Below are 26,019 nucleotides of genomic sequence, written 5' to 3'. Positions count from 1 at the left end.
GCAAATGCGACTTCCAGGGTGGCCGGCGCCTAATCCGCTTCAGGCGGTGGCAAAGCTGACCGTAACGACCGAAACGAAGGCGCATTTCGGACAGTCGATATTTCGTTCGGCATGTAATCGTGACGTGTCGATGACAACGCCATTAGTGGCAATGTCTCGATTGAAGCAGGGTTGATCGACATGACGTTTCGGCCAGACATTCCCTTCAACGACCTGCCGCCGTCGTCCGAGCATGGCCACCTCCGACGCGCCCAAAATACCGGCGTCCCTTGCCTATTGTTGAATTGGCATGATGTTTCTCTCGGGGCCGAACAGTGGAACATGCAGTAAGATTCCCGGTTGCGCCAGGCTTCACCGGGTCGTGACCGCTGCCGCCATCAAAACGGGCGACGCTGTTTTTTCAGGAATCGGGCTTCGCGCAGTAAAGAACTCCAGTTGGTGCCGATGAGCTTGATCAGGCCGCGCGCCTCTGCTTCGGGGATGCCGACCTCTTTAGCCAGCCGCCGGGCAAGGAACTGAATGCCCGGATCATCTTCGCGTCCGTCGCCGGTAGTCATCGGAGCCTCCTTTGGGCTCTGAACTTGCCTGAGATGGTTTCGTTTCGTGGGCAAATAAAAAAAGCCCCGCTGGCCGAGCCAGCGGGGCAGATGACGGGAGCAGGAAGGCGCATCAGGAAATGCGGCCCGGCGTCAGAACATTGACGCTGTACGCAAGTTTAACGGCCAGGGAACAAGGCTAGAAGGCGCAAGTTCGGGCTGGCGTTATGCCACGCTTTTTCTTTGACACGATCGAGGATGGTCAGATCACCCCGGATGATCAGGGCCTCGAAATGTCCGTGTCCGACATGCGCGAGGCAGCGAAGCACCTTCTCCCAGAACTCGCGATAAACCATCCCCTTCCTGCAAACCGTCACGAATTCGTCGTGCGGGTTCGGGACGAGAATGGGCAGCATATCTACGAGGTGAAACTGACGCTGGCCGCGAGGTCGCGGTTGGTATCGATTTAACCGGGCAGGATCACAGAGGCAGTCTCGTAGCTGCCCCAACGCGCACCACTGGACCGCTGGCCCGCCGCTCCATTCACGGCAGCGGCGGGCGGTCCCCCAGGGTTAGAGGGGACACAAATCGGGAGAGTTGGGTCGACCCGAGTTGCGCGGCGAAACCTGTGAGATCGATGGAAGTTCCGCCACGCGCAAAAAAACCCTGGTCGGCCGGAGCCGAGACCCGCCTTGACCCGACGTCGCTTAGCCTCTTAGCCGTCGCCTCGTTCAAGATGTTCCTTGACAGCCAGATCAAGGAGGATCGCGAGAAGCAGTATACGAGCCGTGACAGGTGGTGGGCGGTCAGGCATCGCCGGTATAACAAATGTTAAGCCGGAATGTTCCGTCACTGGCGTCAGGCTGATTGAATTACGAGCTCGGCCGTGAGCAAAAGCCGGCCGCCATAAACACCAAGATCACCGTCACGAAGATAGATATGCGCATGTCCGCCCCCAGTTAACGGTCCGGCCTTAGCACATAACAAAAAGCCCGCCACCGTGAGGAAGCGGGCGAGTTCTGGAGTAGCTGGTAGAACCAGCACAGGTCAACGACGGGCGGCGCGGTAGGTTCCCGAAGCGCGGTCGGGCGCCGCCTCATCGACTTTGGGGCGGCGCCCGGTTCGTTTGTCACTGCGGCTGCACCTGCTTGCGCCGCAACTCGTCTATCTCCCGCTTCATGTCCTGGATGGCGTCGCGGGTACCATAGACCGCACCGAAGTTGTTGACTCCAGCTCTATGGAAAGCGTACGTCGCGGCTTGCTCCCCGCGTCCAGGGCGCGCTTTCCACCCGATAGAGGTCAAAAATGGACGACAAATACACCAATGCTCGTGAGCACTTCTTCGCCGCGATCCGAGCGCTAGCGGCTTCCGAACATAGCATTCAGGCGAGGCTGATCGAGGCGAATGGAAACATTCTGAATGTGACGATCGACGAATTCAACGGCGACCGCGAACTCAAAATCAAATTTGCAAAATTGCTGGACCTTCTGGCCATCGATCAGGATGATTTGGAAACCGTTGCTGTAGAGAACGCGGCGCACATGACTGACTTCGAGGCAGTGAAAGTCGCCGATCTGATCTGCGATTTCTATTACGAGATAACCTAGCTTGGGTGCATGCCTAGCCACCCCGCAGCACGCGCCAGATGTCCGAGCAGTAGGCGACCTCGTCATCAAGTAACTGTGACATGTAACGCAGGGTAACATTTCTAGTACGCTTGCACCTGCTATGCAGAGAGTAGGACGCGGTGTGGTTCGGACGGGAGATGGGGGCATCACTCGGACGACCCGGGCTCAGGCGGCTACCGCGTCCGGCTCCTTTCTTCCGCCGAGGTTCGGCGGCAACAAATGCGGCGGACCTGCCTTTCCTCCCAAGGAAACGGCCCGCAACAAACGACGTCCGGTCCCCCGCCGGGCGTCGTTTTTTGCATTCGGAAAGGCTCTCGACATTCATGCCGGCCGGCGATCACCCTCCCCGCAACACGCGCCAGATATCGGCCCAGTAGGCGGTGACCAGCGACGCCAGCGCCGCGGCGGCCATGCCTGTCACGCCCGAGGCACCAAGCCCCATCAGCTTCCAGCGCGTCACCTGAGCTGTGACTTCCGTGACGCTGGTCATGTCGGCATTGAGCTTGCTGACCGCGGTCTCGGTGGCGGTGACGCGCTCCACCAGCTCGTCGGTCTTCTGATACATTTTCGCCCGGCTGGACGCGGCGCGCTGTTCCGACTGCTCGTAGCTCAGGGCTGCTCGAGCATCGCTGTCCTTGATGTCGCGTCTGATCTCGGTGAGGACGCGCTGCATGTCCAGAGTGGCTTGCAGCAGGCCGCCGATCATCATTTCCAAGCTTTTCGTTTCCGATGTCGGCATGCCCCTGCCCACGATGCGCTATTTCAGTTCGGCGCGGCGTTCCACGCTCGCCTTGGTGTGCCTGTCGCATTCAGCCGCGGTGTAGAGCTTGACGGCGCAGCCTGGCGCCATGGTGCCGTCGATCTTGTACTGATCCTCGACTGTCTTGCCCTTGGCGCCGGCGAGGCTGCTACCGATCGCCGCCCGCAGGGCTGGAACACTGTTGACGCCGGAAGTCCCACAGCCCGCCAGCAGCAGTGCAGTCGTCAAAAGACGGCTGGCCTCAATGCCCTTGCGTATCGCATCCGCGTTCTCCTTCTCGATCTGGTCGCGCACTTCCTGCGCACCCCAATGCTTGATGATCTCGTAGCCGCCCCAGACGGCTCCCGAGACGGCCACGGCGATGGTCGCCCATGCGATGATGCCCGGCAGCGGGCGCGGCACGCCCACCAGGCCGGCAACGATGGTGATGAGCCCGGTCACGCCGGCACCGTGCCGAGCGCTTCAGCCAGACGCTTCGCCTTGCGGTTCGTGTACCAGCGATAGGCGGCGGCGCCGAAGACCAGGACCGCGCTTCCGATGGCGAGAACGACAACGACCTTCGTGATCCACTCGCTTGCGTAGGACAGCGGCGAGAGCTGGTTCTGAAGGTCTGTCAGCGTGCCGGCGATGCCACCGCCGCCAATGCCCGCGCCGATCGCCGCGTCTGCCGGCGCGGTCGACGGTGCTGTCTTTGCATCCTCGACCATCGCCTTTGCCCCTGGCAGGCTGAACTGATCGGCTGGTTCGCCTGGCCTGCCTGGGCACTCATCCATGTCTACCTGCTCGTCGGTTTTCAGCACCGCGTTCAGGTCTCGATCCAGTGGCTCTGGCGCTACCTAACCTATGAGCGCGGCGCCCTGATCGCCGAGCAACGGATCGAGCCTGGTTCACCGTCGTTTCCTCCAGCGGAACTCTCAGCCCCAAGCGAAGCATCGCCGCCGCAGACGTGGTCCTCCCCTGCATAGCCCGCGCGCGCTGAGTAGATTGCGGGGTGCTCATTCGGTGACAATGGCGATCCGGGCGCTAAGCTTTGGATTCCGCGACGGCAGGGGGGTCTCGTCGTCCTCGACTGCGGCCATGAGCGAACTGCGTTTCATCATTCACATTCGGCGAGACGCCAAGCGACACCTTGCCTGTCGTCCTACGTTAGCCCGCCCGAACCTTGATGGACGCGGGTGGTTCCCAGGTTTGTCCGGTGCCGACCTGATGGATCCAGATGGCACCAGCGACGTTGGGTCCCTATATGGAGGGAGGCTCTTCGAACGGGAGCCGTCCAGCCCTCCGCTTCAGAGCCAGCTTGTCATGACGTCACCTGCAACCGCTGAACAATCCCGATCCATTCAGATGCAGCTCCCCGCCCTGCGCAACAGCTATGCGCAATTGCCGGAGCGCTTCTTTGCGCCAACAGATCCGAAGCCGGTGTCCGAACCCCGGCTGATCCGGTTCAACCAGCCACTCGCCGAGGAACTCAGGCTTGACGCCGATCAGCTTACCAGCCGGGAGGGAGTGGAGATGCTTGCCGGCAACAGATTTCCGGAAGGCTTGCAAGCAATCGCCTTGGCCTATGCGGGCCACCAGTTCGGAAATTTCGTGCCTCAGCTCGGCGACGGACGCGCGCTGCTGCTTGGCGAAGTGGTGGACGTCAACGGCACTCGCCGCGACATCCAGCTGAAGGGATCGGGACCGACGCGGTTCTCGCGCAACGGCGACGGCCGCGCTGCCCTCGGTCCTGTACTGCGCGAATATGTCGTCAGCGAAGCGATGGCCGCCCTGGGCATTCCGACGACGCGAAGCCTGGCGGCGGTGCTCACCGGCGACCCGGTCTATCGCGAGGTCCGGCTGCCCGGCGCCGTCCTGACCCGAGTTGCGGCAAGCCATATCCGGATCGGCACCTTCCAATATTTCGCCGCGCGCCACGACGTCGACGGGCTCAAGATCCTCGCCGACTATGCCATCGACCGTCACTTCCCGCAGTTGGCGGGGCAAGCACGCCCGTACCGCGCCTTACTGGAGGCCGTTGTCACCGCACAGGCCGGTCTGGTGGCGCGCTGGATGCTGGTCGGCTTCATCCATGGCGTCATGAACACCGACAACACGGCGATCTCGGGCGAGACCATCGACTATGGCCCATGCGCCTTCATGGACGCCTATGACCCCAGCGCGGTGTTCAGTTCGATCGACCGCGCCGGACGCTATGCCTATGCCAACCAGCCTCGTGTCGCCACATGGAACCTTACGCGCTTTGCCGAGACGCTCCTGCCGCTCATGAGCACGGATGAGAATGATGCCGTGGCCGAAGCCGAGGATGTGCTGAGGTCGTTTCAGTCTTCCTATGAGGCTGTGTTGCAGCGCGGTTTTCGCAGGAAACTCGGATTGCTGACCGAGGCGGAAGGCGACCTGCAGCTCGCGGCTGATTTTCTGGATGTGCTGGCTCGCGGCGAAGCCGACTTCACGCTCGGCTTCCGGCGGCTGGGCGACGACCTCGACGCAGCGGAAGGTCAAGGCACGGCGCGGCCGTTGTTTCAGGATCCCGACGCATTCGATGCCTGGTCGGCGCGGTGGCGCGAGCGCGTCGCAAGCGAGGCAGCCGACACAGCCACGCGGCGGGCCGCTATGCATGCCGTCAATCCCAAATTCATTCCCCGCAACCATCGCATTGAGGAGATGATCCAGGTGGTATTGGGCGGGGACTTCACACCTTTCGAGGAGATACTGGGGGTCGTCAGCCGTCCCTTCGATGAGCAGCCGGAAATGGAACATTATGCTGACCCGCCACGATCGGACGAGCGCGTCCTGCAGACATTCTGCGGTACATGAGACGTTCATGACGGTCGCTTAACATGTGCGAATGCGGACGACCCATTTGCAAGCTATCGTCGCGAGTACTCTCGTAAGGGGCTGAGCTATGACGATTATAGAATTAGCATTCGAATTGCTGGCACGGAAGCTGGTAGACCATACCGGAATATCCGACGAGGATGCTCGAGACCTTGTCGCAGCCATGGGCGCTGACTGGTCATCGCTCGTGCGAGCAGCGAGGGTGATCAAAGAGAATTAGTAGGTCTTTCGACATTCAGCTGCAGGCTGCTGCCGCGAGCGGCCTTTATCGCAGGTTCGACTGCGCGTCCTGTCGCAAACCTGCACGTCCTGCGCGGTGAAATGAACTGCGTCGCTCGGAACGACTTCGATGGCGTAAAGTACGGTATATCGGTGATTGCCTCCACGCGCTGATCGCCGAGGGCGACGGGCGCAACACGGATGAGCGTGGCACGGTGCGTTCTGCGGTATTGGCGGCGGCTGCAATCCGGTCATCGTTCGATCTGTGCCGAACGATCCTGCCCAATATCAGCGAACTAGGCATTACCATCGGTATTGAACTCGGCCCGACTCCAATTTCCCGGTCGGGGCTGGTGGGTGATGCCAGTGTCGGCTGCGCCTCAAGCCGCGCCACATGCAGGCGTGCCGATGGATCGCCATTCTGTCCCCGGGTGGCCTCGAAAGCTTTTCCCCGCGGTTGCCGAACTGGGATTGGAGATTCCACGCGACCTCACGCAAATCAAAGCGATTGCCGCCCGGTTCGATAAGGAGGTCACCGGGCCACCCTTAGCCGTCGCTGGACGATAGGCGCCGCGCTAAAGCGGCGGTCGCCGTCCTGGCCTTACCGGCCTTTCGGCTTGTCCTGTTTTAGCGGGAAGGTAGCGTCGCCGTCCTTTTTCTCCGAAATGACCCTGGGATCTGCGCTTGAGATGCCGTCGTTCGACCCACCTTTGTGCTTCTTTTCCGTTTGGCCCTTGGCATCGGCTTCGGGGCCTACCGAGGCGCGTTCTGTTTCCTTGGGCATGGTGTTCTCCTTCGAGAACAATTCAACACGCGACGCTTGCCGAAGTTCCTGATGGTGCAAGGGTCGCAACTGTCCTTCACGGCTACGTTCTCGAACTGGAGAGCCCGCAAGTGCGGTGACACCATCCACCTTACAACCCGGCTAGCACCGGTTCCCTGGCAAGAGCAGGTTCCATCGCAGCCCAATCCATGCGCATGCCAACGCTCATCGTCGCTCCATTTTCCAGCGGCGCCAGCCCCTCGCCCGCGCCATTGTGCGCGTCGACGCTGTGCGAGACCGGCTCGAAGCAAAAGAAGCCCGATCCAGGCGACGGCGAATAGAGCAGGAAGACGTCCAAACCCGGCGTGGCGGTGAGCGAGATGGAAATCCCCTCCTGAGGCTGGACGATCATGGCGCGCCGGTCCCACCCGTCGAAGCCGTTGTTCACCCAGCCTGTTGGCAGCGGCGCGCCCATCGAGAAATCCCATGCAGGGCGATCGCTTACTGGTACCGCGCCAACGGGAAGATGGCGTTCATCCTCCAGCCAAACGCGCTCGGCCTTTGCCTGAAGCGTGGTCGCCGCATCGCGCGGGAACCACGGGTGAAAGCCGAGGCCGTAAGGCAAGCGCATACCGGCACGGTTCTCCACTGTCAGACGGGCCTCGAGGGCGCCGTCGCGCAGCGAATAGGAGACAGAGGCCAAATAGCGGTAAGGCCCGATCGCGCCATCGTCGAGCACCAGCTCCACCTCGCCGGCGGTACGGGCGCCAAGCCGCCACGGCCTCTGGAAGCCGTCGCCATGGATCGGAAAAGCCTCGCCTGGCACGTTAGGCTCAACGGCATGAAAGCGGCCGTCGAACGCGAAGCCGCCACCCGAGATGCGGTTCGACCATGGCACCAGCAACTGACAGCCGGAGGTGCCGCCTCCATCGCCAGGTCGAAGCAACGGAACCGAGGCGCCATTGGCGACAAGCGCGTCGAAGCGGGCGATCGCAGCCCCTTTTCCTGGTGCCAGGATGAGCCTCGACCGACCGTCGTTCAGTTCCACGAAGTCGGCCATGGCCTCACCAGCCGCCGTCGACGGCGATGTTCTGGCCGGTGATCATGTCGGATGCCGGCGACACCAGGAACAGCACGAGTTCGGCGACCTGATGCGGCTCGATGCGCGCCTTGATGCTCTGGTTCTCGAGGATCCAGTCATTGTATTGCTTGAGCCGGTCGCCGAAGACGCGCTCCTCCGCTTCCGAGACGACCGCGCCGGGAGAGACCGCATTGACCCTGATGCCATGCGGGCCGAGTTCGCGCGCCAGCGATTTGGTGAGGCCCAGCATCGCGCCCTTCGACGCGACATAGGGGACATAGCCGTCCCAGCGGCCGTTGAGCGTGATCGAGCAGAAATTGACGATCTTGCCATAGGCCTTGGCCTTCATGCCCGGCGCGCAGGCCCGCGCCAGCGCAAAGGCGGCCGACGAGTTGACGCGGATCTGATCTTCGTACTCGGTCAGCGAGAATTCCTCGAACGGCCGGTTGATGATCAGCGCGGCATTGTTGATCAGGATGTCGATGCAGCCTTCGCTCGCCGCCAGCGCGGTCACGGCTGCTTCCGCCGCGGCGAGACTGTTGAGATCGCAGCCGACGAAGGCGATGTCGCCGCCCGCCTCCGCGGCGAGCGCCGCAACGGTCGCCGGTGCGCTCTCGATGTCGGGACGGTCGAGCACCAGCACGCGCGCGCCGGCCCGCGCCAGCGTCACCGCCTGGGCCCGGCCGAGCGAGCCGAGCCCACCCGTCAACAGCGCGATACGACCTGCAAGCACCGTCATTGCCGCCCTTTCCTAGATCCTTCGTTTGTACGCAATTCCAGACGGAAGACCGCTACGCGCTGTTCCTGGAACTGCTTTAGAGCACGCCATGCACTTCATCGATCGAGGTGTCCTCGATGCGCTTGTCCAGCACCACCTCGCCGCGCGCCATCGCTACGATGCGGTCACAGCATTCGAAGACGTGGTGCATGTTGTGGCTGATGAAGACGCCGGTGACACCCTGCTCCTTCAGGCCGCGCACGAAGCCGATCACCTTCTTGGTCTCCTTGACCGAGAGATGGTTGGTCGGCTCGTCGAGGATCATAACCTTCGACCTGAAATGCATGGCGCGCGCGATTGCCACGCCCTGCCGCTGACCGCCGGAGAGCTCACCGACAAGCGCCTCGGGCGAGCGCAGATGCAGGTCGACATTGGCGATGGCGCGAACGCTCTCCTCAGCCATCTTCTTCTGGTCGAGGATGCCGACGCCGAAGGCCGCGAAGCGGGTCGGCTCGCGGCCGATGAACAGATTCCTGGCGATCGACATGGTCGGAACCATGGAGTTGTACTGATAGATGGTCTCGATCCCCAGATTCATCGCATCGCGCGGCCGCGCAATCCTCACTGGCTTTCCCTCGACCCGGATCTCGCCGCGATCCGCCGTATGAACACCGGAGAGGATATTGATGAGGGTGGATTTTCCCGCGCCGTTGTCGCCGACCAGTCCGAGCGCCTCACCGCGCTTGAAGTCCAGCGTGATGCCCTTCAGCGCATGGACGCCGGAATACCATTTGTGAAGATCGCGCACTGAGATGATGGCGTCGGTCACCGCTTTAGCCCTCCATCTTGATGGCCTTGGCGCGCTTACGCATCCAGGCATTGGCCACGACGGCGAAGATGGTCAGGAAGCCGATGGCGAACTTGAACCAGTTGGCATCGACATGGCTGAGCACGAGGCCATTGTCGATGACGCGGATGAGCGTCGTGCCGATGAGGCCGCCCATGACGGTGCCGATGCCGCCGGCGAGCGACGCCCCGCCGATGACGGCTGCCGCCACCGCCTGAAGCTCCATCCCCTCGCCGATCGACGGCAAGGGCGATCCCAGCCGCAGCACCTGCAGCATGCCGGCGAAGCCGGCGAGCATCGAACACAGGATGAAGCAGGCGAGCTTGACCCTGGCGGTCGGGATGCCCATCGAGGCGGCGGCAGGCAGGAAGCCGCCGGTGGCCTTGATCCAGTTGCCGAAATTGGTGCGCGAGAGCATCAGCGAGGTCAGCACGGCGATGGCGACGAACCATAGGAACGACATGCGGAACATGTTGCCCGGCCCGACGAAGGAGGTGAACAGCCAGTTCGGCAGGTCGGCGGGCAGCAGCGGCGGGAAGCCGCCCGAGACGACGACGGTAAGCGAACGCGCCATGAACAGCATGCCAAGCGTGGTGATGAAGCTCGGTATGGCGAAGCGGATGGTGACGTAGCCGTTGATGAAGCCGATCGCCGCGCAGACCAACAACCCGGCAAGCAGCGCAAGCGGGAACGGCCAGCCGTGCACCATCAGCACCGCCATCGTCATCGGCATCAGCGCGAAGACCGAGCCGACCGACAGGTCGAACTCACCACTGATCATCAGGATGGTGACGCCGATCGCGACAAGGCCGGCCTCCGGCAGGATGCCGAGAATGCCGCGCAGATTGTCGGCATTCAGGAACACGCCGTGCGAGCGGACCTGGAACAGGATGATGAGCAGCACCAACAGGATCAGCCCGGCCAGCTCCGGTTTTTCGAGATAGGTCTTGAACAGGCGCTTCAACGAAAGGCTCCGGCGTTCGAGATCGTCCATCACATCGGCGGCACCGGCCGCCGCCGATGCAAGGGTTCAGTGGCTGATGCTCAGCGCAGCCCTTGAGCGGAGAGCGCCATGATGCTGTCGGCCTCCTTCGGCCGCACAATGCCCTGGCCGGTGTCGATGTCCGATGGAGCAAGACCGATCTTCTTGTTGAGATAGGCCTCCATCACCGGCATGAAGCCCTGCATGTAGGGCTGCTGGTCGACCAAGGCCTGGACATAGCCCTTCTGCATCTGCTGCAGCACCTCGGGCACCAGGTCGAAACCGCCGAGCAGGACCTTGCCTGGCGCTACGCCGCGATCGGCCAGGACGCGCGCCACGCCGGCGCACCAGAAGCCGGTATCGAAATAGGCTGTCGTGTCCGGATGGGCGTTGAGATAGGCGCCGACGCGGTCGGAGGTGATGGCGAGGTCGGTGCCGCTGTCGATGCGCTCCCACGACACGTCGCGGTCGGCATGAGCGGCCTTGTATTCCTGGAGGAACTGCATGATGCCGGCGCCCCGGCTTTCCGACCAGTTCTGGCCGGGAGCGGAAATGCCGACCAGCACCTTGATCGGGCCGTCCTTCGGGAAGTTTTCGGAAATCGCCTTGGCCAGCGAATAGCCGGCCGGCTTAAAGCCCTGGCCGACAAAGGCCTGCCGGGCATTGCCCTTGGCGCCCTCGGTGTCGTCGACATTGACGGCGATCACCAGCACGCCGGCGTCGCGGGCCTCCTTGATGACGTCGTCGAAAGCATGGTCGTCGACGATGGAGGTCAGCAGCGCGTCGGGTTTGGCGGCAAGGGCGGCGCGCATGTTGGCGACCTGCTGCTCGACCGAGCCCTCGGTCTGGGTGAAGACCATGTTGCAGTTCGCCTCGACCTTGGCGCAGGCATCGTCAAAGCCCTTCTTCACAGCTTGCCAGAAAGTGTTCGAGGCCGACGAATGATGCGTGAAGACGATGTTGAGACCGTCGGCGCGGGCGGTCGCCTGCCCGCCAAGAAGAGCCGCGCTAAGCAGAAGCATTGCAGTGAGTTTTCTCATGTCTATTCCTCCCTTTGGATCTTTCAGATATCCGCCTTGTCGCTGACGCGGCGCTGGACGGTGTAGGCGCGATCAAGCTCCGGATGGAGCGCCAGACCAAGACCCGGCCCCGGCGGCACGGTGATCATGCCGTTTGTCACTTCCGGCAGCGCCGTCACCAGGTCGCGGTACCAGGTGCGGTAGAAGGCGCGCACACTTTCCTGGACGAGCGCATTGGGCGCATTGAGCGACAGATGCGTGGAAGCGGCGAGCACGACCGGCCCCGTGCAGTCATGCGGCGCCACCGGCAGCCGCCAGGCTTCCGCCATCGAGGCGATCTTGCGCGCCTCCGACAGGCCGCCGCACCAGGAGATGTCGAGCATGACGACGCCGGCCGCTCCGGTCTCCAGCAGGTCGCGGAAGGCCCAGCGGCTGCCCAGCGTCTCCGATGCCGAGATCGGTGCGGGGCTAGCGGCTGCGTAGCGCTTCAAGTCGCCGAGGCTGTCCATGCGGATCGGGTCTTCGTGCCAATAGGTGGCGAAGGGTTCCAGCGCGGCTGCGATCTTCATGGCCGGCAGGAGCTGCCACATCGAGTGGAACTCGACCATGATGTCGATCCTGTCGCCGACGGCTTCGCGTATCTTTGCAAAAGGCTCAAGCGCGGCCTTCAGGTCGGCCGGCGAGATGTCATTGCCGCGCGTCTTTTCGGCCGCGTGATCGAACGGCCAGATCTTCATGGCGGTGATGCCGTCCTCGAGCAGTTCCTGAGCCAATTCACCGGCGCGGGTGAGGAAGCCGTTGAGGTCGTCATAGTCCCGCCTGGAGCCGATGCCGTAATTGGCCGTCGTCTGGCCCTTGGCGTCCTTGATGTATTCGGTGCCGGCGCAGGTGTTGTAGGTGCGGATTGAGCTGCGGCTGAAGCCGCCGAGCAATTGGGCGATCGGCTGGCCGGTGGCCTTGCCGAAGATATCCCACAGCGCGATGTCGAAGGCGGAATTGCCGCGCACCTCGGCGCCGCTGGAGCGGAAGCCAAGATAGCCGATGAGATCGGCGGCCAATAGATCGATCTGCAGCGGATCGCGGCCGATCACGCGCGGCGCGACATATTCATGAAGGTATTCCTCGACGGTGCGCGACAGAAAGAAGGTCTCGCCGAGCCCGGTGAGGCCCTCGTCCGTATGGACCTCCACCCATAGCAGGTTGGGCCGTTCCTCGATGCGGATGGTCTCGATGGCGCGGATCTTCATGTCAGGCAATCCCCATCTCAGGCGATACCGGCGTCGAGGAGCGCCTTGACGCTCTTGTCGAAGTGCTGCGCCATATGCTCGGCCGCAAGCCGCGGATCACCCTTGAGGATCGCGTCGGCTATGTCCTCGTGCCCCTTGATCATCTTGAGCTGGTCCTCGGGGGTCGAGCGGGTTCGCCAGCCGATCACCCAAGTGCGGCGCGTGACGCCGCTGAAGGCAGTGACGATCAGCGAGAAGACCGGGTTGTGCGATGCGGAGGCGATCGCCTCGTGAAAGGCGATGTCGTGCTCCATGACGATCTCGGGGTTCTTGAAGCTCTCGCGCATCAGCTTGGCCGCGTTGGCAATGGCGGCCGCTTCCGCATCGGTGCGGCGCAGGGCGGCGAGCGCCACGGTGCGCATCTCGATCGTGCGCCGCACGTCATAGACCTGATGCACGCTGATCTGCTGCGTGGTGATGCCGTGTTCGATGACCATCGACATCGCGCCCGTGTCGAGCTTGGCGACCGTGGCGCGACGCCCGGCGCTCATGTCGATCAGGCGCATAGCAGAAAGCGAACGGAAGGCCTCGCGTACCACCGTGCGGGAGACATTGAGTTGGCGGGTCATGGCCGCCTCGCTGGGCAGCGGATCGCCTGGCGCCAGCCCCTCGGAGCGGATGTGCTGGGTGATCGCCCGGATCGCCGTGTTCACCAAGCCAGGGCTCGGCTCATCCGCTGCCTCTGTCGGATTCTGCATGTCGCTTCGCCAACCTGTATGACAGGTTATAATCTAATTGCTCATATTATGACTAGAAGATATATGCAAGCGGATTTCTGGACGCCGAACTGGAGGAGCCCCGTGCAAGAAACGCATGCAGCCCTGATCTTTGACGCGCGCGATGTGGTCGGCGAGAGCCTGGTCTGGGACGACCGCCGTGGCAGGCTGGTCTGGGTCGACATCATCGGCCGCCGGATCCATCGGCTGGATACGATCACCGGAGCTCATGAAAGCTGGGCTACGCCTGACCTCGTCACCTCAATTGGCCTGCGCAGGGACGGTGGCGCCATCGTCGGCCTTAGAAAGGAAGTCGCCTTGTGGGAATTCGGCGGGCCGTTCAAAACGATCGCCGAGATCGAGCCGGACAGGCCCGAGATGCGGCTGAATGAGGGCGTCGTGGCGCCAGACGGTTCGTTCTGGGTCGGCACGATGGCCAATAATATCGCCCCAGACGATACGCCTCTCGCCATCACCCAGGATGCCGGACAGCTGTTCCGGATCGGGACCGGCCGGCGACGTGACGAAACTAAGCGAAGACCGCTTCGGCATTACCAATACGATGGCGTGGACCCAGGATGGGCGTTTCATCACCGCCGATACGATGAAGAATGAACTCTACAGCTATACTTGGAACCAGAGCTCTTCGAGGATCGCCGAGCGGCGGCGGTTCTTCGGCGGTTTCGAGCGAGGACTGCCCGACGGCTCCTGCATGGACGCCCACGGCCATGTCTGGAACTGTCGGGTCGCCGGCGGAAGCTGCCTCGCGCGCATCTCGCCCGACGGCCGGCTGGATCGAACCATCGAACTGGCTTGCACCTGGCCGACGAGTTGCGCCTTCGGGGGCGTCAACCTCGATACGCTCTTCGTCACTTCCGCGCGCTTCACGATGACGGCGGATCACTTGCTGGCAAACCCGAATGAAGGCGGCGTTTTCGCGTTGCGGCCGGGGATGCGAGGTTTGCGGGGCAACCGCTTCGGGTAGGCTGTCCAATTCCCTCGCGGTGCGAAATTGTCGGTGGGCTCAAATGACAACGGTCGCAAGCAACGGCCGCTGGCAGCTGACCTCCGACAGGTCGAGCGTTCGAAACCCGCCGTAGACAAGACATCACCAGTCGGCACCGAGATCCGGACGATTGCGGCGCTCAGGAGCCGGAGCGATTCGGATTGCTTCCGGCATGCGTCATGCAATTAATGCAGATCGCCGGCTGACACGGGGAGGTTCTGCCTGACCGGGCGGTCGCGGTGCGCGCCGTCGGCGATGGTCAAGAGGTCGATCGATGCTATCCCAATCAGCGCCTTCATCTGCCGGTAGGCATCATCGGCCCGTCGCATGCGGATGGCTTCCAGGACGTCGCCATGCGCGCTGAGCGTGGCCTGGAAATTGGCCGTGGCCGAGGTCGTCAGCCGAAAGGAGAAATTGAGGGCCGCAGCCAGCATATTGCCGAGGTTTGCGAACACCGGGTTGCGGCTGGCACGCAAGATTCCAGTGTGAAATCGCACATCGGCGTCGAGGCAGGCAGACAGGTCGTCTTCAGGCGCGTCGCACATCGCCTCATAGGCGGCCTCGATTATCGCCAGATCGCCGGAGCTCGCCATCTTGGCCGCCAATTGGGCGGCTGCCGGTTCAATCACCAGGCGCGCTTCGATAAGCCCTCGCACGAAGCCGAGGTCGGGCTCGATCCCGCTCATCCAGTCGAGCACTTGGGCATCGAGCCTGTTCCAATCGCTTGGCAGGCGGACATGCGTCCCCGCGCGCTTTCGCGCTTCGATCAGTCCTTTGGCCGCGAGCGTCAGAAGCGCATCGCGCAGTGCGGTGCGGCTTGCGTCATAGGCGGCGCAAAGTTCGGCTTCGCTGGGCAGGATGGAAAGAGGGGGATAGCGGCCGGAGAGGATGCGCTGGCCGATATCCCTCGCGATCCTGTCCTTCAGCGACGCCGGGCCGATAGTGGTCGCGTCCGGCACGTCTTCGGTCTTCGGAAGGGGCTTAACTGCCATTGCTAGGTCCTGTTGAGGTGATACTCGGCGACAACCACAGCAAGGATCAGGAGCGATCCCTTTGCAAGCAGTTGATAGAAAGTCGGCACCGAAGTCAGGATCATGCCGTTGTTTAGGATGCCGATGATCGCAACCCCCAGCAGCGCCCCGACAATCGTTCCTTTGCCGCCCTGCAGGGCGCATCCGCCGAGAACGGCGGCGGTGATGGCCTCGAGTTCCAGCCCTTGCGATCCCGAAACCGGCTGCCCCGAACCCGTGCGCGCGGCAAGCAGGATGCCGGCAAGCCCCGCCGCCACGCCGCTCATGATATAGATGCCGACGCGGTAGCGCTTGACGTTGATGCCGGAAAAGCGCGCCACGACCGGATTGCCGCCGAGCGCATAGATGTTGCGGCCGACTATCGACCGGGAAAGAAAGACCTGGAACAGGATCGCCGTCGCGATCAGGATCCACAAAAGCAGCGGCAGGCCGAGGATTTTGCCGATACCGATGAACCGAAACGTGTCGCTGAAGATGGCGATCGACTGGCCATCCGACATGATGAAGGCGATGCCGCGGAAAATGGCCATCGTGCCGAGCGTGGCGATGACGGCATTGACGCGCCCGTAGGTGATGATGATGCCGTTGACCAGGCCGGCCAGCCCGCCGACGACCAGACCGGCGACGATGCCGAGCCCCGGCGAGCCCGTCGCCTGGATGGCCATGGCGGTCGATACCGTGGTGAGGCCGACGACGGCGCCGACCGCGATGTCGAGCCCACCGGCCACGATGACGATGGTCTGACTCATCGCCAGCACGCCAAGGATGGTGATGCCTAGGCCGATATTGAGCATGTTGCGCGCCGAAAAGAACACGTCGCCACGCAGCGTGCCGAAGATCACAATGAGGATCGCGAGCGCGAGGAGCAGGCTGATGTTGTGGACACCCAGGCGTTCGGCCAAGGCGGCCATGGAGCGCCTTTCCATGGCGTCGCGGGGATTCGTGAGCTGATCGGCGGTGTTCACGGGGCAAGTCCTTCGCGCTGGAGGGCGGACCTCGGCATGGCGTGCCTGAGGATCGATGTCTCATCGATATCCGGGCGGTTCAGTTCGGCGGTGATGCGGCCTTCGGCCATGACGAGCACGCGGTCGGCCAGACCGATCAGTTCGGGCATTTCGGATGAAATCAGGATGAGCCCGATCCCACCCGCCGCGAGTTCCTCGATCAGGCGATAGATTTCAGCCTTGGCACCGATGTCGATGCCGCGCGTCGGCTCGTCAAGGATCAAAAGCATGGGCTGTCGCGCCAGCCATCGCGCCAACACCACCTTCTGCTGGTTGCCACCTGAAAGTTTTGCCACCGGCACGTCCAGATCCGGTGCCTTGATCGCCATCTTGGCGGCAAGTGGCGACACCACGTCGAGCGCCTTGCGCCTGCTGAATAGACCGAAGGACGATGTCCGGTCCGCAACGCAAAGGGCGGCATTGTCGAGAATGCTGCGAAACATCAGCAAGGCCTCGTGCTTGCGGTCCTCGGGCGCAAATCCGATACCGGCGACGATGGCCGCATGCGGGCTGTCGGGGGTGACGGGGATGCCGTTCATCGACACGGTGCCGCCGAGACGGCGGTCATAGCCGACGATCGCTTTTGCCAATTCGGAGCGTCCCGCGCCCATCAGGCCGGCGATACCGAGGACTTCGCCCTTGCGCACCGAGAGATCGATTGCGGTGATGCGCTCCGTCGTCAGCCCCTTGATCTCGAGCAGGTTCTCGCCCGAAGGCCGGCTCTCGCGTTTGAACAGGTCCGCGATGTCGCGACCCACCATGAGCCGGGCAATGCCCTGCTCGGTGGCGCCGGCCGCAGCCGATTCATCGACGAGACGGCCGTCACGCAGGACGACGATACGGTCGGCGAGCTCGATGATTTCGTTCAGCCTGTGGGAGATGTAGACGATCGACGTTCCCTCGGCGCGCAACCTGCGGATGACCGCGAAAAGCCGCCGCGCTTCGTCATCGGTCAGCGACGATGTCGGTTCGTCGAAGGCGATGAGGCGGCCGCCGGCGCGCACCGCACGCATGATTTCGATCATCTGCCGTTGCGCGGGGCCGAGCGTCTCGCAAGGCTGGCGCGGCCGCATGTCGGCTTGCACGCCGAAGGCAGCAAGCACGCGAGCGGCTTGCGCCTCCAGTGTCTTCCAGTCGAGGAACACGCCGGCTGTTCTTGGCATTTCGCCCACGAAGATGTTTTCCGCGATGGTCAGGCTCGGAACGATCTCCGGCTCCTGGTGGATGACCCGGATGCCGGCGTTGTGGCTGTCTCTCGGTTCGGAAAAGACCACAGGTTCATTGGCGAACCGGACCGAGCCGCTATCCGGTTTGAAGACCCCTTCCAGAATACGCATCATCGTCGATTTGCCGGCGCCGTTTTCGCCGACCAGCGCCAAAAGTTCGCCAGGCCGGAATTTCAGCGACACGTCGTCGAGTGCCTGGACGACGCCGAAACGCTTCGAGACATGCTCGAGCGCGAAGAAACCGTTTTCCGTCACATCAGGCTCCCGATCATTGCTGGGACATGCGACGGGACCCATGGGGGTCCCGTTGCATCGGACTGGTCAGTGGCAGAGTTTGGCCTTGTAGTCGGACGCGAAATTGGCAGGCGTGATGTATTCGGGGTCGGTGAAGGATTGCACCGGAAGCGGTGTCTTGTCCTTGATCGCGGCCAGCAGCAGCTTGACGGCCAGCGCGCCATGATTGGCCGAGTTCAGCCACATCGTGCCCCTGAACGCCGAGGGCTCGGCCGAGCCGAACGCATCGCAGGCCCGGCTGCCGTCAATGCCGATGCCCATGCCCTGATCGGCCTTGTAGCCGGCGTTTTGCAGGGCGCGCGCGGCGCCCAGAACGCCATCGTCATTGCAGGAGTAGAAGATCCAGTTGGTCACGTTCGGATTGGCCGTCAGCGTCGTGGTCATCACGTCGATGGCGTTGACCATGGTGTTGTCATAGGCAACGCGGATGATGTTGTTCGGCTTGAAATCAGGGACCGCCTTGAGGAAGGCCTCCTCGGCGCCCTTGTTGCGCTGCATGCAGGTGTCCGCCTTGCGGTCCTCGATGGACGCGATGCGCACTTCCTTGCCGGCCCATCCATCGGCTTTGTAGAGCTTCGCCAGTTCTTCACCGACGCGCGCACCGATGTTGTGGGCGTTCATGCCGACATATGGAACCTGCGACCCGTCCTGATAGTAGATGTCGTCGTCCACGGCGACGAGCGGAATACCGGCGGTCTTCGCCTTCTGGGCGATCACCGGGCCGAGCGCCTTGTCGGGAACGACGATGGCGATGCCCTTGACGCCATCTCCAACCATGGTGTCGAAGGTGGTGACTGCCAGATTGGCATCGAACTGGACGTCCTGCGAAACGAAGGCGGCGCCGGCAGCTTCGGCAGCCTTCTTGGCGCCGCCGACTTCAGCGACGAACCATGGGTGTTCGCCCATCTTGTTGATGTAGCCGATCTTGATATCGTCGGCACGTGTGGCACCGGTCAAGGCAAGTCCGGTGGCGAGTGCGGCGCAGGCCACGATTGCTGTCAGTCTCGAATTCATGTCTTCCTCCCTTGTGCAGTCCTGGTTGAACGTCAGTCGTGGTAGAGAACCGAGCGTCCGCCATCGATGGTGATCGTCTCGGCATTGATGAACGGCGCTTCGTCCGAAGCCAGAAAAACCGCCGTCATTGCGACCTCCTCCGGTCGGCCGATCCTTTTGGGCGGATGCAGGTCGTAGGCGCGCCTCTTTTCCGCTGCCGGATCGGCAAATGTGTTCCAGTAGGCCTCCGCTATCGGCGTCTCGATGTAGCCCGGCGCGATGGCGTTCACGCGGATGCCGCGCGCCGCGTATTCGATGCCGAGCGCTCTCGTCAGCCCCAGCAGCGCGTGCTTGGCGACGGGATAGGGGAAAGTGTGTGGAATGATGCGGAAGGCGTGGCAGCTGGCGATGTTGACGATCGAACCATATTCTCGCTCCAGCATCGAGGGCAGCACCGCCCTGGCGCAGATCCAGGCTGCCTCGAGATCGAGCTTGAGACAGCGCTCCCACTCGCTGTCGGGCATCTCCAACGGCTCATGGAAGACGTTGGCCCCGGCATTGTTGACCAGTATATCGACGCTCCCAAAGGAGCCAAGCGTGCGCGCCACCAGGTCGGTGACGGACTGTTTGTCGGTCACATCGGTTTCGCAGAACACCGCCTCGCCGCCGGCCTGCGCGATTGCCCGCGCGACCGCGGCGCCGGTCATCGTGTTCTTCTCGGCAATGACGACGCGGGCTCCCTGGGCCGCAAACGCGGTGGCGGTGGCGGCGCCAATGCCTTGGCCGGCCCCGGTGACGATCGCGATCCTGCCCTGCAGACGACCCGTCATGGCGATCACCAATCCACGATGGTGCCGTCCGGCATGACCGCATTGCGGGCATGCAGCACCTCCTGCTTGAACGGGTGGCGGGCGATCACGTCTTCGTTCACGGTAACACCGAGGCCGGGCAGTTCGGGGGCGTCCCAACGTCCCGGCTGGCGCCTGATCGGCCAGCTCACCACATCGTCGTACCATGGAACTGCGCCCGACATTTCCTCCTGGATGATGACGTTGGGCGTCGAAATGCCGAAGTGCAGCGCGGCGACCCCGGCCAGCGGTCCGAGTGGATTGTGCGGCGCCAGTCCGATGCCGGCGGTTTCGGCGAAGGCGGCAATCTTCTTGGTCTCGAGCAGACCGCCGGTGTGGCAGATGTCGGGCTGCGCGATGTGGAAGGCGCGGCCAGCGATGGCGTGCGAAAACTCGCGACGGCCGATGAGACGCTCGCCGGACGCGATCGGTACCGGCGAGCGGGCCGTGATATGGGCGAGGCCAGCCATGTCTTCCGGCGGCAGCGGCTCTTCCGCGAACATGATACGGGCGGGCTCTATGACTTTCAGATAGTCCATCGCTGCATTGACGGAGGCCGGCCGGCCGTGGAAATCGATCATGATGTCGACCGCGGGGCCTACGGCTTCGCGCAGCGCGCCGACCATCTCCGCGACGGCATCGACGTCGCGCGCCGGCGACACATAGTGCGTATAGGGGATGCAGACGATCTTGACCGCGTCATAGCCCGCCTGCGTGACGATCCGGCCCCGTTCGACGATGCTGTCCGCCGAATTGCTTTCGTAGACGGCCTTCATGTCCCCGAGACCGAGATGGGTATAGGTGCGCAGATGCGTGCGCACCTGGCCGCCGAGCAGGCGCCAGACCGGGACGCCGAGCGATTTTCCCAGAATGTCCCACAGAGCAATCTCGATGCCGCTGACGGCCGACATGCCCTCGACGCCGAGACGCCAAAAGCCGTGGCGCGTCATGATCTGGTGGCACTGTTCGATGTTGCGAGGGTCCTGCCCCAGCAGCAGAGCCTCGAGATCCTCCAGGGCGCCCACGACGGCGCGCGTTTTCCATTCCAGTGTCGCCTCGCCCCAGCCGAAGAGACCGGGTTCGTCGGTCTCGACCCGGACAAACACCCAATTGCGCATCTCTGCGTTGCACACGCGCGCGCTGATCGACGTGATCCTCATTCCAGCCCTCAGCTTGTCGTTTATATCGACATTAAATATGATTTATTTATCAATACATGTGCGGAGTCAAGAGCAGACACCGCACGTCTCGATTACCGCCACGCTCCAGAACTTGACCGCTGGAATATCCTGGCTCGTCATACAGTTAGGGCGAACGAAACATAAACTGTGCTGGAGCTCGGATGGTCAGCCTCCGATCTCTTTGGATTGGCAGCGTGCATCGAGGGCACATTTCAGCGTTTGCATGCGCGGGAGCACCATTCGACGGCGACGTAGAACGGTTGGCCATCGTGCAACTTTGCACGGCGACAGGAACGTGCTGGTCGATACGGGCCTCATTCAGCATGACGACAGTTTTTCACAGAAATGCGGCATTCCTTATTGGATCTCCCTGGTCCGAATGCTGCCGGAGGCAGGCGTCTCCGCCGATTCAGTGACCGACATCGTCCGATGTGGATCATGTCGCCCGACTCGTCATGCTCATAGCGGCGCACCGGCTCTGCTGGCTCAACGTCCTTCAGCCGCGACGGTCCGGCCCGCGCCAGCACCCGGCTCACCTTCGCGGCGAGACAGCGACCCCACTTGCAATGTGCTTGCCCGTGAGGCGCTGGCGCCGCAGCGTAACGATCCGATCGGCCACAGCCCGTTCGCTCGCATTCGGACTGCGCCTGGGCCGCGACGAGCGGTCGGCCATGCCGGCACGGCCTTCGGCCTTGTAGCGCTCGACCCATCGGTTCACGACCTTCGCCGGCGCCGCGAATTTCAACGCTGCTTGGGATTGGGAAAGGCCGCCTTCCATGACCGCAAGCGCCATCTCCTCTCGATTCATTCGGGTCCTCCGACGAATCTGAAGCGTGGTAACTCCAGTCTCGTCGGTCGGGCCCGAATGGACAACCTGCCAAAACCTCACATCTGGCCGAATGCCGGAAGGCACAAGTCCTCCATGATCGGCTGAAGTTTGTTTGCGGTGCGCCGTGGCTACCAGCTCCAAGCCGCCAATATCCGCCTTCGAGTAGCGGTGCACTGGCCGCGATTGAACAGCTATTGGGCGCGAACCGCGGCGGCTGGAACCGTCCTGACACCGCAAGGCCGTTAAGATCATCCGGTCCAAGAGAACCGATATCGAGCCAACCAACCTGGCTAATTTCGCAAGATCTTCGTCATCGTCCGCCCCATGGCGAGCTCGTCGATCAGTTTGTCGAGGTAACGAATTTCCTGCATGAGGGGTTCTTGGATGTCTTCCACGCGGATACCGCAAATTACTCCCGTAATGAGCGACCGCGATGGATTCATCCGAGGCGCCTGCACAAAGAAAGTCTCAAAAGATGCGTTCTTCGCCAACTGATCCTCGAGCATTTCCTGGCTGTACCCCGTCAGCCAACCGATGATTTCATCGACCTCCGCTTTCGTGCGTCCCTTTTTCTCAGCTTTCGCGACATAGTGGGAATAGACGCTCGCGACGCTGACTGAATAGATTCGATGCTTCGTCATCTGTCCCCCTGTGTCCAAGGCATTTCGCCTGGGAATATCGTACAGCAGCCTCTAGGGGCGACAGCAAGCCGGTGAATACTCCATCCGTGTCTGTGTTGGCCCACGAAGGCATGCTGGTTGAGATCCACGCGATCGCTGGGTTCCACAGCAAGCCCCGTGACCAGCATAGGAAGACGCCTTCGGATCCGCTCGTCATCGCGTTCGCAAACGATCTCATTCATGGCGGCATTATAGCAATTTTCCCCAAGCCCGGAGCACCGCGACGCTGCAAGTTGTGGCGGCAATGCTCCGGTACCGCCACGAGCTTCCGTCGCAAAATTCCACATGGCGGCGCTTGCAGCAGGCGGGCGCAACAATGGCGGGTGGGCCTGCGCTGGCAGTTTAGTTCGTCTCCTTGGAAACGAGAGGCAGTGTGGCAATGACGATTTCTCCCTTTCTGACCGCTCTCGGATCCGAAGAGCCCCCAGCCGGCCGAGCGAAAGACATGGACCTCTACGGGTGGCTAATCGGAAGTTGGGAGATGGACACGGTCCACTATCTCGACGGCGGCACGATGCAGAAATGGAATGGAGAATGCCATTTTGGCTGGGTGCTCGGAGGCCGCGCGATTCAGGACGTTTGGATCAGGCCCAAGCGCCCTGCCCCGTCCACGATGTATGGTACGACTTTGCGCATCTACGATCCCGGGATCGATGGCTGGCACATCATCTGGAACGACCCGCTCAACCAAGATTACTCGCGCCAGATCGGGCGGGCCGAGGGTAAGGACATTGTCCAGCTCGGCGAGGACTCGCGCGGTTTGAAAACCCGATGGCGTTTCACTGAGATCACCGCCAACGGCTTCCATTGGATCGGCGAGGAACGATCGTCCGAGAGCGACCCTTGGCAGACCACGTATGAACATTTAGCTCGCCGAACAAACCCTGAAGCCAGATCAAGAGCCAAATAATTTTTCGTCTTTTTGCCAGGTGAACCAGGTGTTCATCGCGTCTTGAAGACCGGGTGCAGTTCAATCGCAGCCCCTTCACGGCAGGCAAAAGCCAATGGGGGGCAATGAACATTCTGAATACGCTTGCCTCAGTCATCAGGTCCGTTGCGCCGTGAATTGATAAGGCTTGCCGGGTTTGATCACCAGCGGTAATGCACATAGGGCTTGAGGTCCTGGTCGTAGATATCGCGGATCTTGCCCATGATGTCGGCCGACAGCGGCGGAAGCTCCGCGGCCTCGGCATTGGAACGGGCCTGCGCCGGATTGCGCGCACCGGGAATGACCACGGTGACCGCATCGAACATCAGGATCCAGCGTAGCGCGAATTTGGCCATTGTCATGTCGTCTGAGACAAGCGGCCGGACGCGTTCGACCGCCGCCAGTCCGACTTCATAGGGCACGCCCGAGAAAGTCTCGCCGACGTCGAAGGCTTCACCGTTGCGGTTGAACAGGCGATGGTCCGTCGCCTCGAATTCGGTGTCGGGTTTGAACTTGCCCGACAGCAAACCGCTTGCCAGCGGGACGCGGGCGATGATCGCCACATTGTTCTTTCTCGCCAGGTCGAAGAACAATTCCGCTGGCCGTTGGCGGAAGGCGTTGAAGATGATCTGCACGCTGACGACGCCAGGGTACTGCATCGCCTTCAGCGCCTCTTCGACGCGCTCAACGCTGACGCCGTAGTTACGGATTTTGCCTTGCTCGACGAGCCGGTCAAGCCGCTCGAACACTTCCGGATGATAATAGAGATCGGTCAGCGGGCAATGCAGCTGCACGAGATCCAGCGTGTCGGCCTCCAGATATCTGAGGCTACGATCAATCCAGTCGGCAAGGTTTTGCTGGCTGAAACCCTCGACCGTCTGCGTCGGCAGTCGCTTTCCGGCCTTGGTGGCAATGAATGGCCGCTCACCGCCGCGCTCCTTCATCACCCTGGCGATGAGCTTTTCGGAACGGCCGTCGCCATAGACATCGGCGGTGTCGATGAAGGTGACGCCGGCGTCGAGGGCGGCATGGAGGGCGGCAAGAGCATCGTCGTCATTGACCTCGCCCCAGGCGGCCCCGATCGCCCATGAACCGAAACCGATCTCGCTGACGTCGATGCCGGTGCGGCCGAATTTCCGTGACTGCATACCCTGTTTCCTAACTGCGGCTCGGTGGTGAGTCCTGATTGACGGGCCGCCTTATCGCATGGCAGCGCGATTGACATTCCCGCTCGTAGGATTTACCAGATAACAGGGTTGTATGACAACCCGGTAAGACTGCAATTATTTGGAATCGGGAGGATCTCAAATTGAAAACCGTTCTGAAAATGGGCGCGTCGGCCGCCTTGTGCCTTGGCGCGCTTGCTCATCCAGCATTCGCCGAAGACAATATCGTCAAGATCGGAGTCGTCGCGGCGGAGTCAGGCTCGTTCGTTTCCGCCGGCCATACGTTGCCGGCGGGCGTCGGCCTTGCCGTCAAGCAGATCAACGACGCCGGCGGCATCAAGGTCGACGGCAAGACCTACAAGCTGGAAATGGTCAAGCGTGACGACCGCACCGACATCGCGACCGCCATCGCTGCCACCCAGGAGCTGGTGCGCGATGTGAAGGTGCAGGCAATCTTCGGGTCGGAAACCCATGACTTCACGCTGGCCATGGCCAAGATCACGCAGCCGGCCAAGATCATCCATTTCGCCGGCAATTCGACGCTGGCGAAAATACTGACGCCGGACTCGGTCAAGCCGGGCGGCGAGGACCACTACCTCTTCCAGTCCGAGCCGCAGGAATTCCAGCGGTCCGGATCGACCGCGCGAGGCGTCCTCACGCTTCTCGAGCCCTTGCTTGGCTATCGTCCGAAGAAGTCCGTCATGATCGTCGGCAACGACGCGACCGGTCAGTTCCTGTCGTCCTACTACTACAAGGCGCTCAAGGCCGAGGGGCAGGATGTTCCCGACATCATCTTCTACCCGCCTGACACAACTGACTTCTCGCCGTTCCTGACCCGTGCCAAGAGCCTCAACCCGGATATCATCCACTTCTGGTACAATGGCGATTCAACGCTGACGGCACTGCCGCAAGCGCTTGAACTGGGTGCCGCCAAGAGCTACTTCCTGTTCGGCGTCGACCCCGGCATCTGGAAGGAAAAGGCACTGACAGCCGACGTGCCGGTGGCGATGAGCTGCGTTCCGGTCTGCTGGGGTGAGTCATCCAACCCGAAAGCCAAGGCCTATTTCGATGCCTATTTCGCGGCCGGCGCTCCTCATGGCGTGACCTCGTCGGTGTCGCTGCTCTACCACGACTATGTCCATTTCCTCGCCGAAGCCTGGGAGAAGGCCGACAGCTTCGACCCGGACAAGACGGTCGAGGCGCTGCTGGCGCTCCACCACCAGGGGGTCGTCTCGGACGACCTGACGTTCAATCCGACTCACCAGGTCACCCATGCCACCGAGGTCTGCGCGGCGGCACCTGGTGGCGCCATCTCCTGTTCCATGCAGCAGCCGCCGGCTGAAGCGCCCAAGAGCTGACTTCCCAACCGTTGGCGGCGCGCAAGCGCCGTCGACCGCCCAGTTCGTTGAACGCCAGCTTCTAGTCAAGGCAGGACCTGA

At 62.4% G+C, this 26,019-nt stretch carries 26 protein-coding genes and 2 pseudogenes; 6 read left to right on the top strand and 22 right to left on the bottom strand.

From position 1 onward, the window contains the following. Positions 1-39: 39 nt before the first annotated feature. The gene (locus LB551_RS22990) at positions 40-234 is read right to left on the bottom strand and encodes a hypothetical protein (protein WP_140554100.1); all 195 of its coding nucleotides are present in this window, start codon (positions 232-234) and stop codon (positions 40-42) included. 143 nt (positions 235-377) lie between these two features. After that, complete coding sequence (locus tag LB551_RS22985) at positions 378-557, bottom strand: hypothetical protein (RefSeq protein WP_140554102.1); 180 nt, start codon at positions 555-557, stop codon at positions 378-380. A gap of 206 nt (positions 558-763) precedes the next feature. Here LB551_RS22985 and LB551_RS22980 point away from each other — a divergent pair, with 206 nt between their 5' ends. Next, positions 764-1,006: a DUF6894 family protein gene (locus LB551_RS22980; protein ID WP_140554104.1), complete on the top strand. Its 243-nt coding sequence runs from the start codon at positions 764-766 to the stop codon at positions 1,004-1,006. Between the two features lie 835 nt (positions 1,007-1,841). Continuing rightward, positions 1,842-2,144, top strand: coding sequence for a hypothetical protein (locus tag LB551_RS22975; RefSeq protein WP_140552571.1), 303 nt, complete (start codon positions 1,842-1,844; stop codon positions 2,142-2,144). Positions 2,145-2,502: 358 nt separating this feature from the next. Here the strand turns inward: LB551_RS22975 and LB551_RS22970 are convergent, their stop codons facing one another. The 3 genes from LB551_RS22970 to LB551_RS22960 are packed head-to-tail and all read right to left on the bottom strand — an operon-like array spanning position 2,503 to position 3,698. Beyond that, the gene (locus tag LB551_RS22970) at positions 2,503-2,874 is read right to left on the bottom strand and encodes a DUF1515 family protein (RefSeq protein WP_224629018.1); all 372 of its coding nucleotides are present in this window, start codon (positions 2,872-2,874) and stop codon (positions 2,503-2,505) included. Positions 2,875-2,922: 48 nt separating this feature from the next. Further along, positions 2,923-3,366, bottom strand: coding sequence for a hypothetical protein (locus LB551_RS22965; protein ID WP_224660543.1), 444 nt, complete (start codon positions 3,364-3,366; stop codon positions 2,923-2,925). Further along, positions 3,363-3,698, bottom strand: a complete 336-nt coding sequence (locus LB551_RS22960) for a hypothetical protein (protein WP_224660542.1) — start codon at positions 3,696-3,698, stop codon at positions 3,363-3,365. The genes LB551_RS22965 and LB551_RS22960 overlap by 4 nt, the downstream gene beginning before the upstream one ends. Positions 3,699-4,269: 571 nt before the next feature. Between LB551_RS22960 and LB551_RS22955 the strand changes: the two genes are divergently transcribed. Next, a complete protein-coding gene (locus LB551_RS22955) occupies positions 4,270-5,742 on the top strand; it encodes a protein adenylyltransferase SelO (RefSeq protein ID WP_224660549.1) in 1,473 nt (490 codons plus the stop codon). Between the two features lie 841 nt (positions 5,743-6,583). On the opposite strand, the gene LB551_RS22950 is transcribed toward LB551_RS22955, so the two are convergent. From LB551_RS22950 to LB551_RS22915, 8 genes are all read right to left on the bottom strand, one after another. After that, complete coding sequence (locus LB551_RS22950) at positions 6,584-6,826, bottom strand: hypothetical protein (RefSeq protein WP_210243383.1); 243 nt, start codon at positions 6,824-6,826, stop codon at positions 6,584-6,586. Between the two features lie 70 nt (positions 6,827-6,896). Beyond that, positions 6,897-7,805 carry an aldose 1-epimerase gene (locus LB551_RS22945; protein WP_140552574.1) on the bottom strand — a complete coding sequence of 303 codons (909 nt, stop codon included), beginning with the start codon at positions 7,803-7,805 and terminating at the stop codon, positions 6,897-6,899. Between the two features lie 4 nt (positions 7,806-7,809). Then, positions 7,810-8,565, bottom strand: coding sequence for an SDR family oxidoreductase (locus tag LB551_RS22940; RefSeq protein WP_140552575.1), 756 nt, complete (start codon positions 8,563-8,565; stop codon positions 7,810-7,812). A 76-nt stretch (positions 8,566-8,641) separates the two neighbouring features. Then, positions 8,642-9,373: an ATP-binding cassette domain-containing protein gene (locus tag LB551_RS22935; protein ID WP_140552576.1), complete on the bottom strand. Its 732-nt coding sequence runs from the start codon at positions 9,371-9,373 to the stop codon at positions 8,642-8,644. A gap of 4 nt (positions 9,374-9,377) precedes the next feature. After that, the gene (locus tag LB551_RS22930) at positions 9,378-10,355 is read right to left on the bottom strand and encodes an ABC transporter permease (protein ID WP_140552577.1); all 978 of its coding nucleotides are present in this window, start codon (positions 10,353-10,355) and stop codon (positions 9,378-9,380) included. Between the two features lie 80 nt (positions 10,356-10,435). Continuing rightward, on the bottom strand, positions 10,436-11,413 hold the full coding sequence (locus LB551_RS22925) for a sugar ABC transporter substrate-binding protein (protein ID WP_140552578.1): 978 nt from the start codon (positions 11,411-11,413) through the stop codon (positions 10,436-10,438). Positions 11,414-11,436: 23 nt separating this feature from the next. Beyond that, positions 11,437-12,639: a mandelate racemase/muconate lactonizing enzyme family protein gene (locus LB551_RS22920; RefSeq protein WP_140552579.1), complete on the bottom strand. Its 1,203-nt coding sequence runs from the start codon at positions 12,637-12,639 to the stop codon at positions 11,437-11,439. Between the two features lie 17 nt (positions 12,640-12,656). After that, positions 12,657-13,376, bottom strand: coding sequence for a FadR/GntR family transcriptional regulator (locus tag LB551_RS22915; protein ID WP_140552580.1), 720 nt, complete (start codon positions 13,374-13,376; stop codon positions 12,657-12,659). 63 nt (positions 13,377-13,439) lie between these two features. Here LB551_RS22915 and LB551_RS30150 point away from each other — a divergent pair. Further along, positions 13,440-14,379, top strand: a pseudogene (locus tag LB551_RS30150) (SMP-30/gluconolactonase/LRE family protein). 206 nt (positions 14,380-14,585) lie between these two features. Here the strand turns inward: LB551_RS30150 and LB551_RS22905 are convergent. From LB551_RS22905 to LB551_RS22870, 8 genes and pseudogenes are all read right to left on the bottom strand, one after another. Then, positions 14,586-15,392, bottom strand: a complete 807-nt coding sequence (locus tag LB551_RS22905; RefSeq protein WP_140552582.1) for a FadR/GntR family transcriptional regulator — start codon at positions 15,390-15,392, stop codon at positions 14,586-14,588. Between the two features lie 2 nt (positions 15,393-15,394). After that, positions 15,395-16,396 (bottom strand): ABC transporter permease, encoded by a 1,002-nt coding sequence (locus LB551_RS22900; RefSeq protein WP_224628961.1) that lies wholly within the window; start codon positions 16,394-16,396, stop codon positions 15,395-15,397. After that, positions 16,393-17,916 (bottom strand): sugar ABC transporter ATP-binding protein, encoded by a 1,524-nt coding sequence (locus tag LB551_RS22895; protein WP_140552583.1) that lies wholly within the window; start codon positions 17,914-17,916, stop codon positions 16,393-16,395. Before LB551_RS22895 ends, LB551_RS22900 begins: the two co-directional genes overlap by 4 nt. 66 nt (positions 17,917-17,982) lie before the next feature. After that, positions 17,983-18,969: a substrate-binding domain-containing protein gene (locus LB551_RS22890; protein ID WP_224628957.1), complete on the bottom strand. Its 987-nt coding sequence runs from the start codon at positions 18,967-18,969 to the stop codon at positions 17,983-17,985. 32 nt (positions 18,970-19,001) lie between these two features. Further along, the gene (locus LB551_RS22885) at positions 19,002-19,778 is read right to left on the bottom strand and encodes an SDR family oxidoreductase (protein ID WP_140552584.1); all 777 of its coding nucleotides are present in this window, start codon (positions 19,776-19,778) and stop codon (positions 19,002-19,004) included. Positions 19,779-19,783: 5 nt separating this feature from the next. Then, positions 19,784-20,956 (bottom strand): enolase C-terminal domain-like protein, encoded by a 1,173-nt coding sequence (locus tag LB551_RS22880; RefSeq protein WP_140552585.1) that lies wholly within the window; start codon positions 20,954-20,956, stop codon positions 19,784-19,786. Between the two features lie 449 nt (positions 20,957-21,405). Then, positions 21,406-21,785, bottom strand: a pseudogene (locus tag LB551_RS22875) (helix-turn-helix domain-containing protein); the annotation flags it as partial. 311 nt (positions 21,786-22,096) lie between these two features. Continuing rightward, on the bottom strand, positions 22,097-22,447 hold the full coding sequence (locus LB551_RS22870; RefSeq protein ID WP_140552587.1) for a DUF2200 domain-containing protein: 351 nt from the start codon (positions 22,445-22,447) through the stop codon (positions 22,097-22,099). Positions 22,448-22,967: 520 nt separating this feature from the next. Here LB551_RS22870 and LB551_RS22865 point away from each other — a divergent pair. Continuing rightward, complete coding sequence (locus LB551_RS22865; RefSeq protein ID WP_224628953.1) at positions 22,968-23,396, top strand: hypothetical protein; 429 nt, start codon at positions 22,968-22,970, stop codon at positions 23,394-23,396. A 179-nt stretch (positions 23,397-23,575) separates the two neighbouring features. Here the strand turns inward: LB551_RS22865 and LB551_RS22860 are convergent, their stop codons facing one another. Further along, positions 23,576-24,562, bottom strand: a complete 987-nt coding sequence (locus LB551_RS22860; RefSeq protein ID WP_140552589.1) for an aldo/keto reductase — start codon at positions 24,560-24,562, stop codon at positions 23,576-23,578. A gap of 161 nt (positions 24,563-24,723) precedes the next feature. Between LB551_RS22860 and LB551_RS22855 the strand changes: the two genes are divergently transcribed. After that, positions 24,724-25,938 carry an ABC transporter substrate-binding protein gene (locus LB551_RS22855; protein WP_140552590.1) on the top strand — a complete coding sequence of 405 codons (1,215 nt, stop codon included), beginning with the start codon at positions 24,724-24,726 and terminating at the stop codon, positions 25,936-25,938. Positions 25,939-26,019 lie beyond the last annotated feature (81 nt).

It is taken from the genome of Mesorhizobium sp. BR1-1-2 (genome assembly GCF_020165435.1).
Classification (GTDB): domain Bacteria; phylum Pseudomonadota; class Alphaproteobacteria; order Rhizobiales; family Rhizobiaceae; genus Mesorhizobium.
Note: the sequence above shows the minus strand (reverse complement) of the source record. Positions and strands in the feature narration are given on the sequence as shown.

Excerpts from the sequence above, each read along its gene's own strand:
- LB551_RS22920 (WP_140552579.1), bottom strand. The coding sequence starts at position 12,639 with ATGAAGATCCGCGCCATCGAGACCATCCGCATCGAGGAACGGCCCAAC.
- LB551_RS22940 (WP_140552575.1), bottom strand. The coding sequence starts at position 8,565 with ATGACGGTGCTTGCAGGTCGTATCGCGCTGTTGACGGGTGGGCTCGGC.
- LB551_RS22980 (WP_140554104.1), top strand. The coding sequence starts at position 764 with ATGCCACGCTTTTTCTTTGACACGATCGAGGATGGTCAGATCACCCCG.
- LB551_RS22970 (WP_224629018.1), bottom strand. The coding sequence starts at position 2,874 with ATGATGATCGGCGGCCTGCTGCAAGCCACTCTGGACATGCAGCGCGTC.
- LB551_RS22915 (WP_140552580.1), bottom strand. The coding sequence starts at position 13,376 with ATGCAGAATCCGACAGAGGCAGCGGATGAGCCGAGCCCTGGCTTGGTG.
- LB551_RS22945 (WP_140552574.1), bottom strand. The coding sequence starts at position 7,805 with ATGGCCGACTTCGTGGAACTGAACGACGGTCGGTCGAGGCTCATCCTG.
- LB551_RS22860 (WP_140552589.1), bottom strand. The coding sequence starts at position 24,562 with ATGCAGTCACGGAAATTCGGCCGCACCGGCATCGACGTCAGCGAGATC.
- LB551_RS22925 (WP_140552578.1), bottom strand. The coding sequence starts at position 11,413 with ATGAGAAAACTCACTGCAATGCTTCTGCTTAGCGCGGCTCTTCTTGGC.
- LB551_RS22870 (WP_140552587.1), bottom strand. The coding sequence starts at position 22,447 with ATGACGAAGCATCGAATCTATTCAGTCAGCGTCGCGAGCGTCTATTCC.
- LB551_RS22960 (WP_224660542.1), bottom strand. The coding sequence starts at position 3,698 with ATGGATGAGTGCCCAGGCAGGCCAGGCGAACCAGCCGATCAGTTCAGC.
- LB551_RS22975 (WP_140552571.1), top strand. The coding sequence starts at position 1,842 with ATGGACGACAAATACACCAATGCTCGTGAGCACTTCTTCGCCGCGATC.
- LB551_RS22955 (WP_224660549.1), top strand. The coding sequence starts at position 4,270 with ATGCAGCTCCCCGCCCTGCGCAACAGCTATGCGCAATTGCCGGAGCGC.
- LB551_RS22890 (WP_224628957.1), bottom strand. The coding sequence starts at position 18,969 with ATGAATTCGAGACTGACAGCAATCGTGGCCTGCGCCGCACTCGCCACC.
- LB551_RS22905 (WP_140552582.1), bottom strand. The coding sequence starts at position 15,392 with ATGGCAGTTAAGCCCCTTCCGAAGACCGAAGACGTGCCGGACGCGACC.
- LB551_RS22865 (WP_224628953.1), top strand. The coding sequence starts at position 22,968 with ATGGACACGGTCCACTATCTCGACGGCGGCACGATGCAGAAATGGAAT.
- LB551_RS22985 (WP_140554102.1), bottom strand. The coding sequence starts at position 557 with ATGACTACCGGCGACGGACGCGAAGATGATCCGGGCATTCAGTTCCTT.
- LB551_RS22880 (WP_140552585.1), bottom strand. The coding sequence starts at position 20,956 with ATGAGGATCACGTCGATCAGCGCGCGCGTGTGCAACGCAGAGATGCGC.
- LB551_RS22990 (WP_140554100.1), bottom strand. The coding sequence starts at position 234 with ATGCTCGGACGACGGCGGCAGGTCGTTGAAGGGAATGTCTGGCCGAAA.
- LB551_RS22885 (WP_140552584.1), bottom strand. The coding sequence starts at position 19,778 with ATGACGGGTCGTCTGCAGGGCAGGATCGCGATCGTCACCGGGGCCGGC.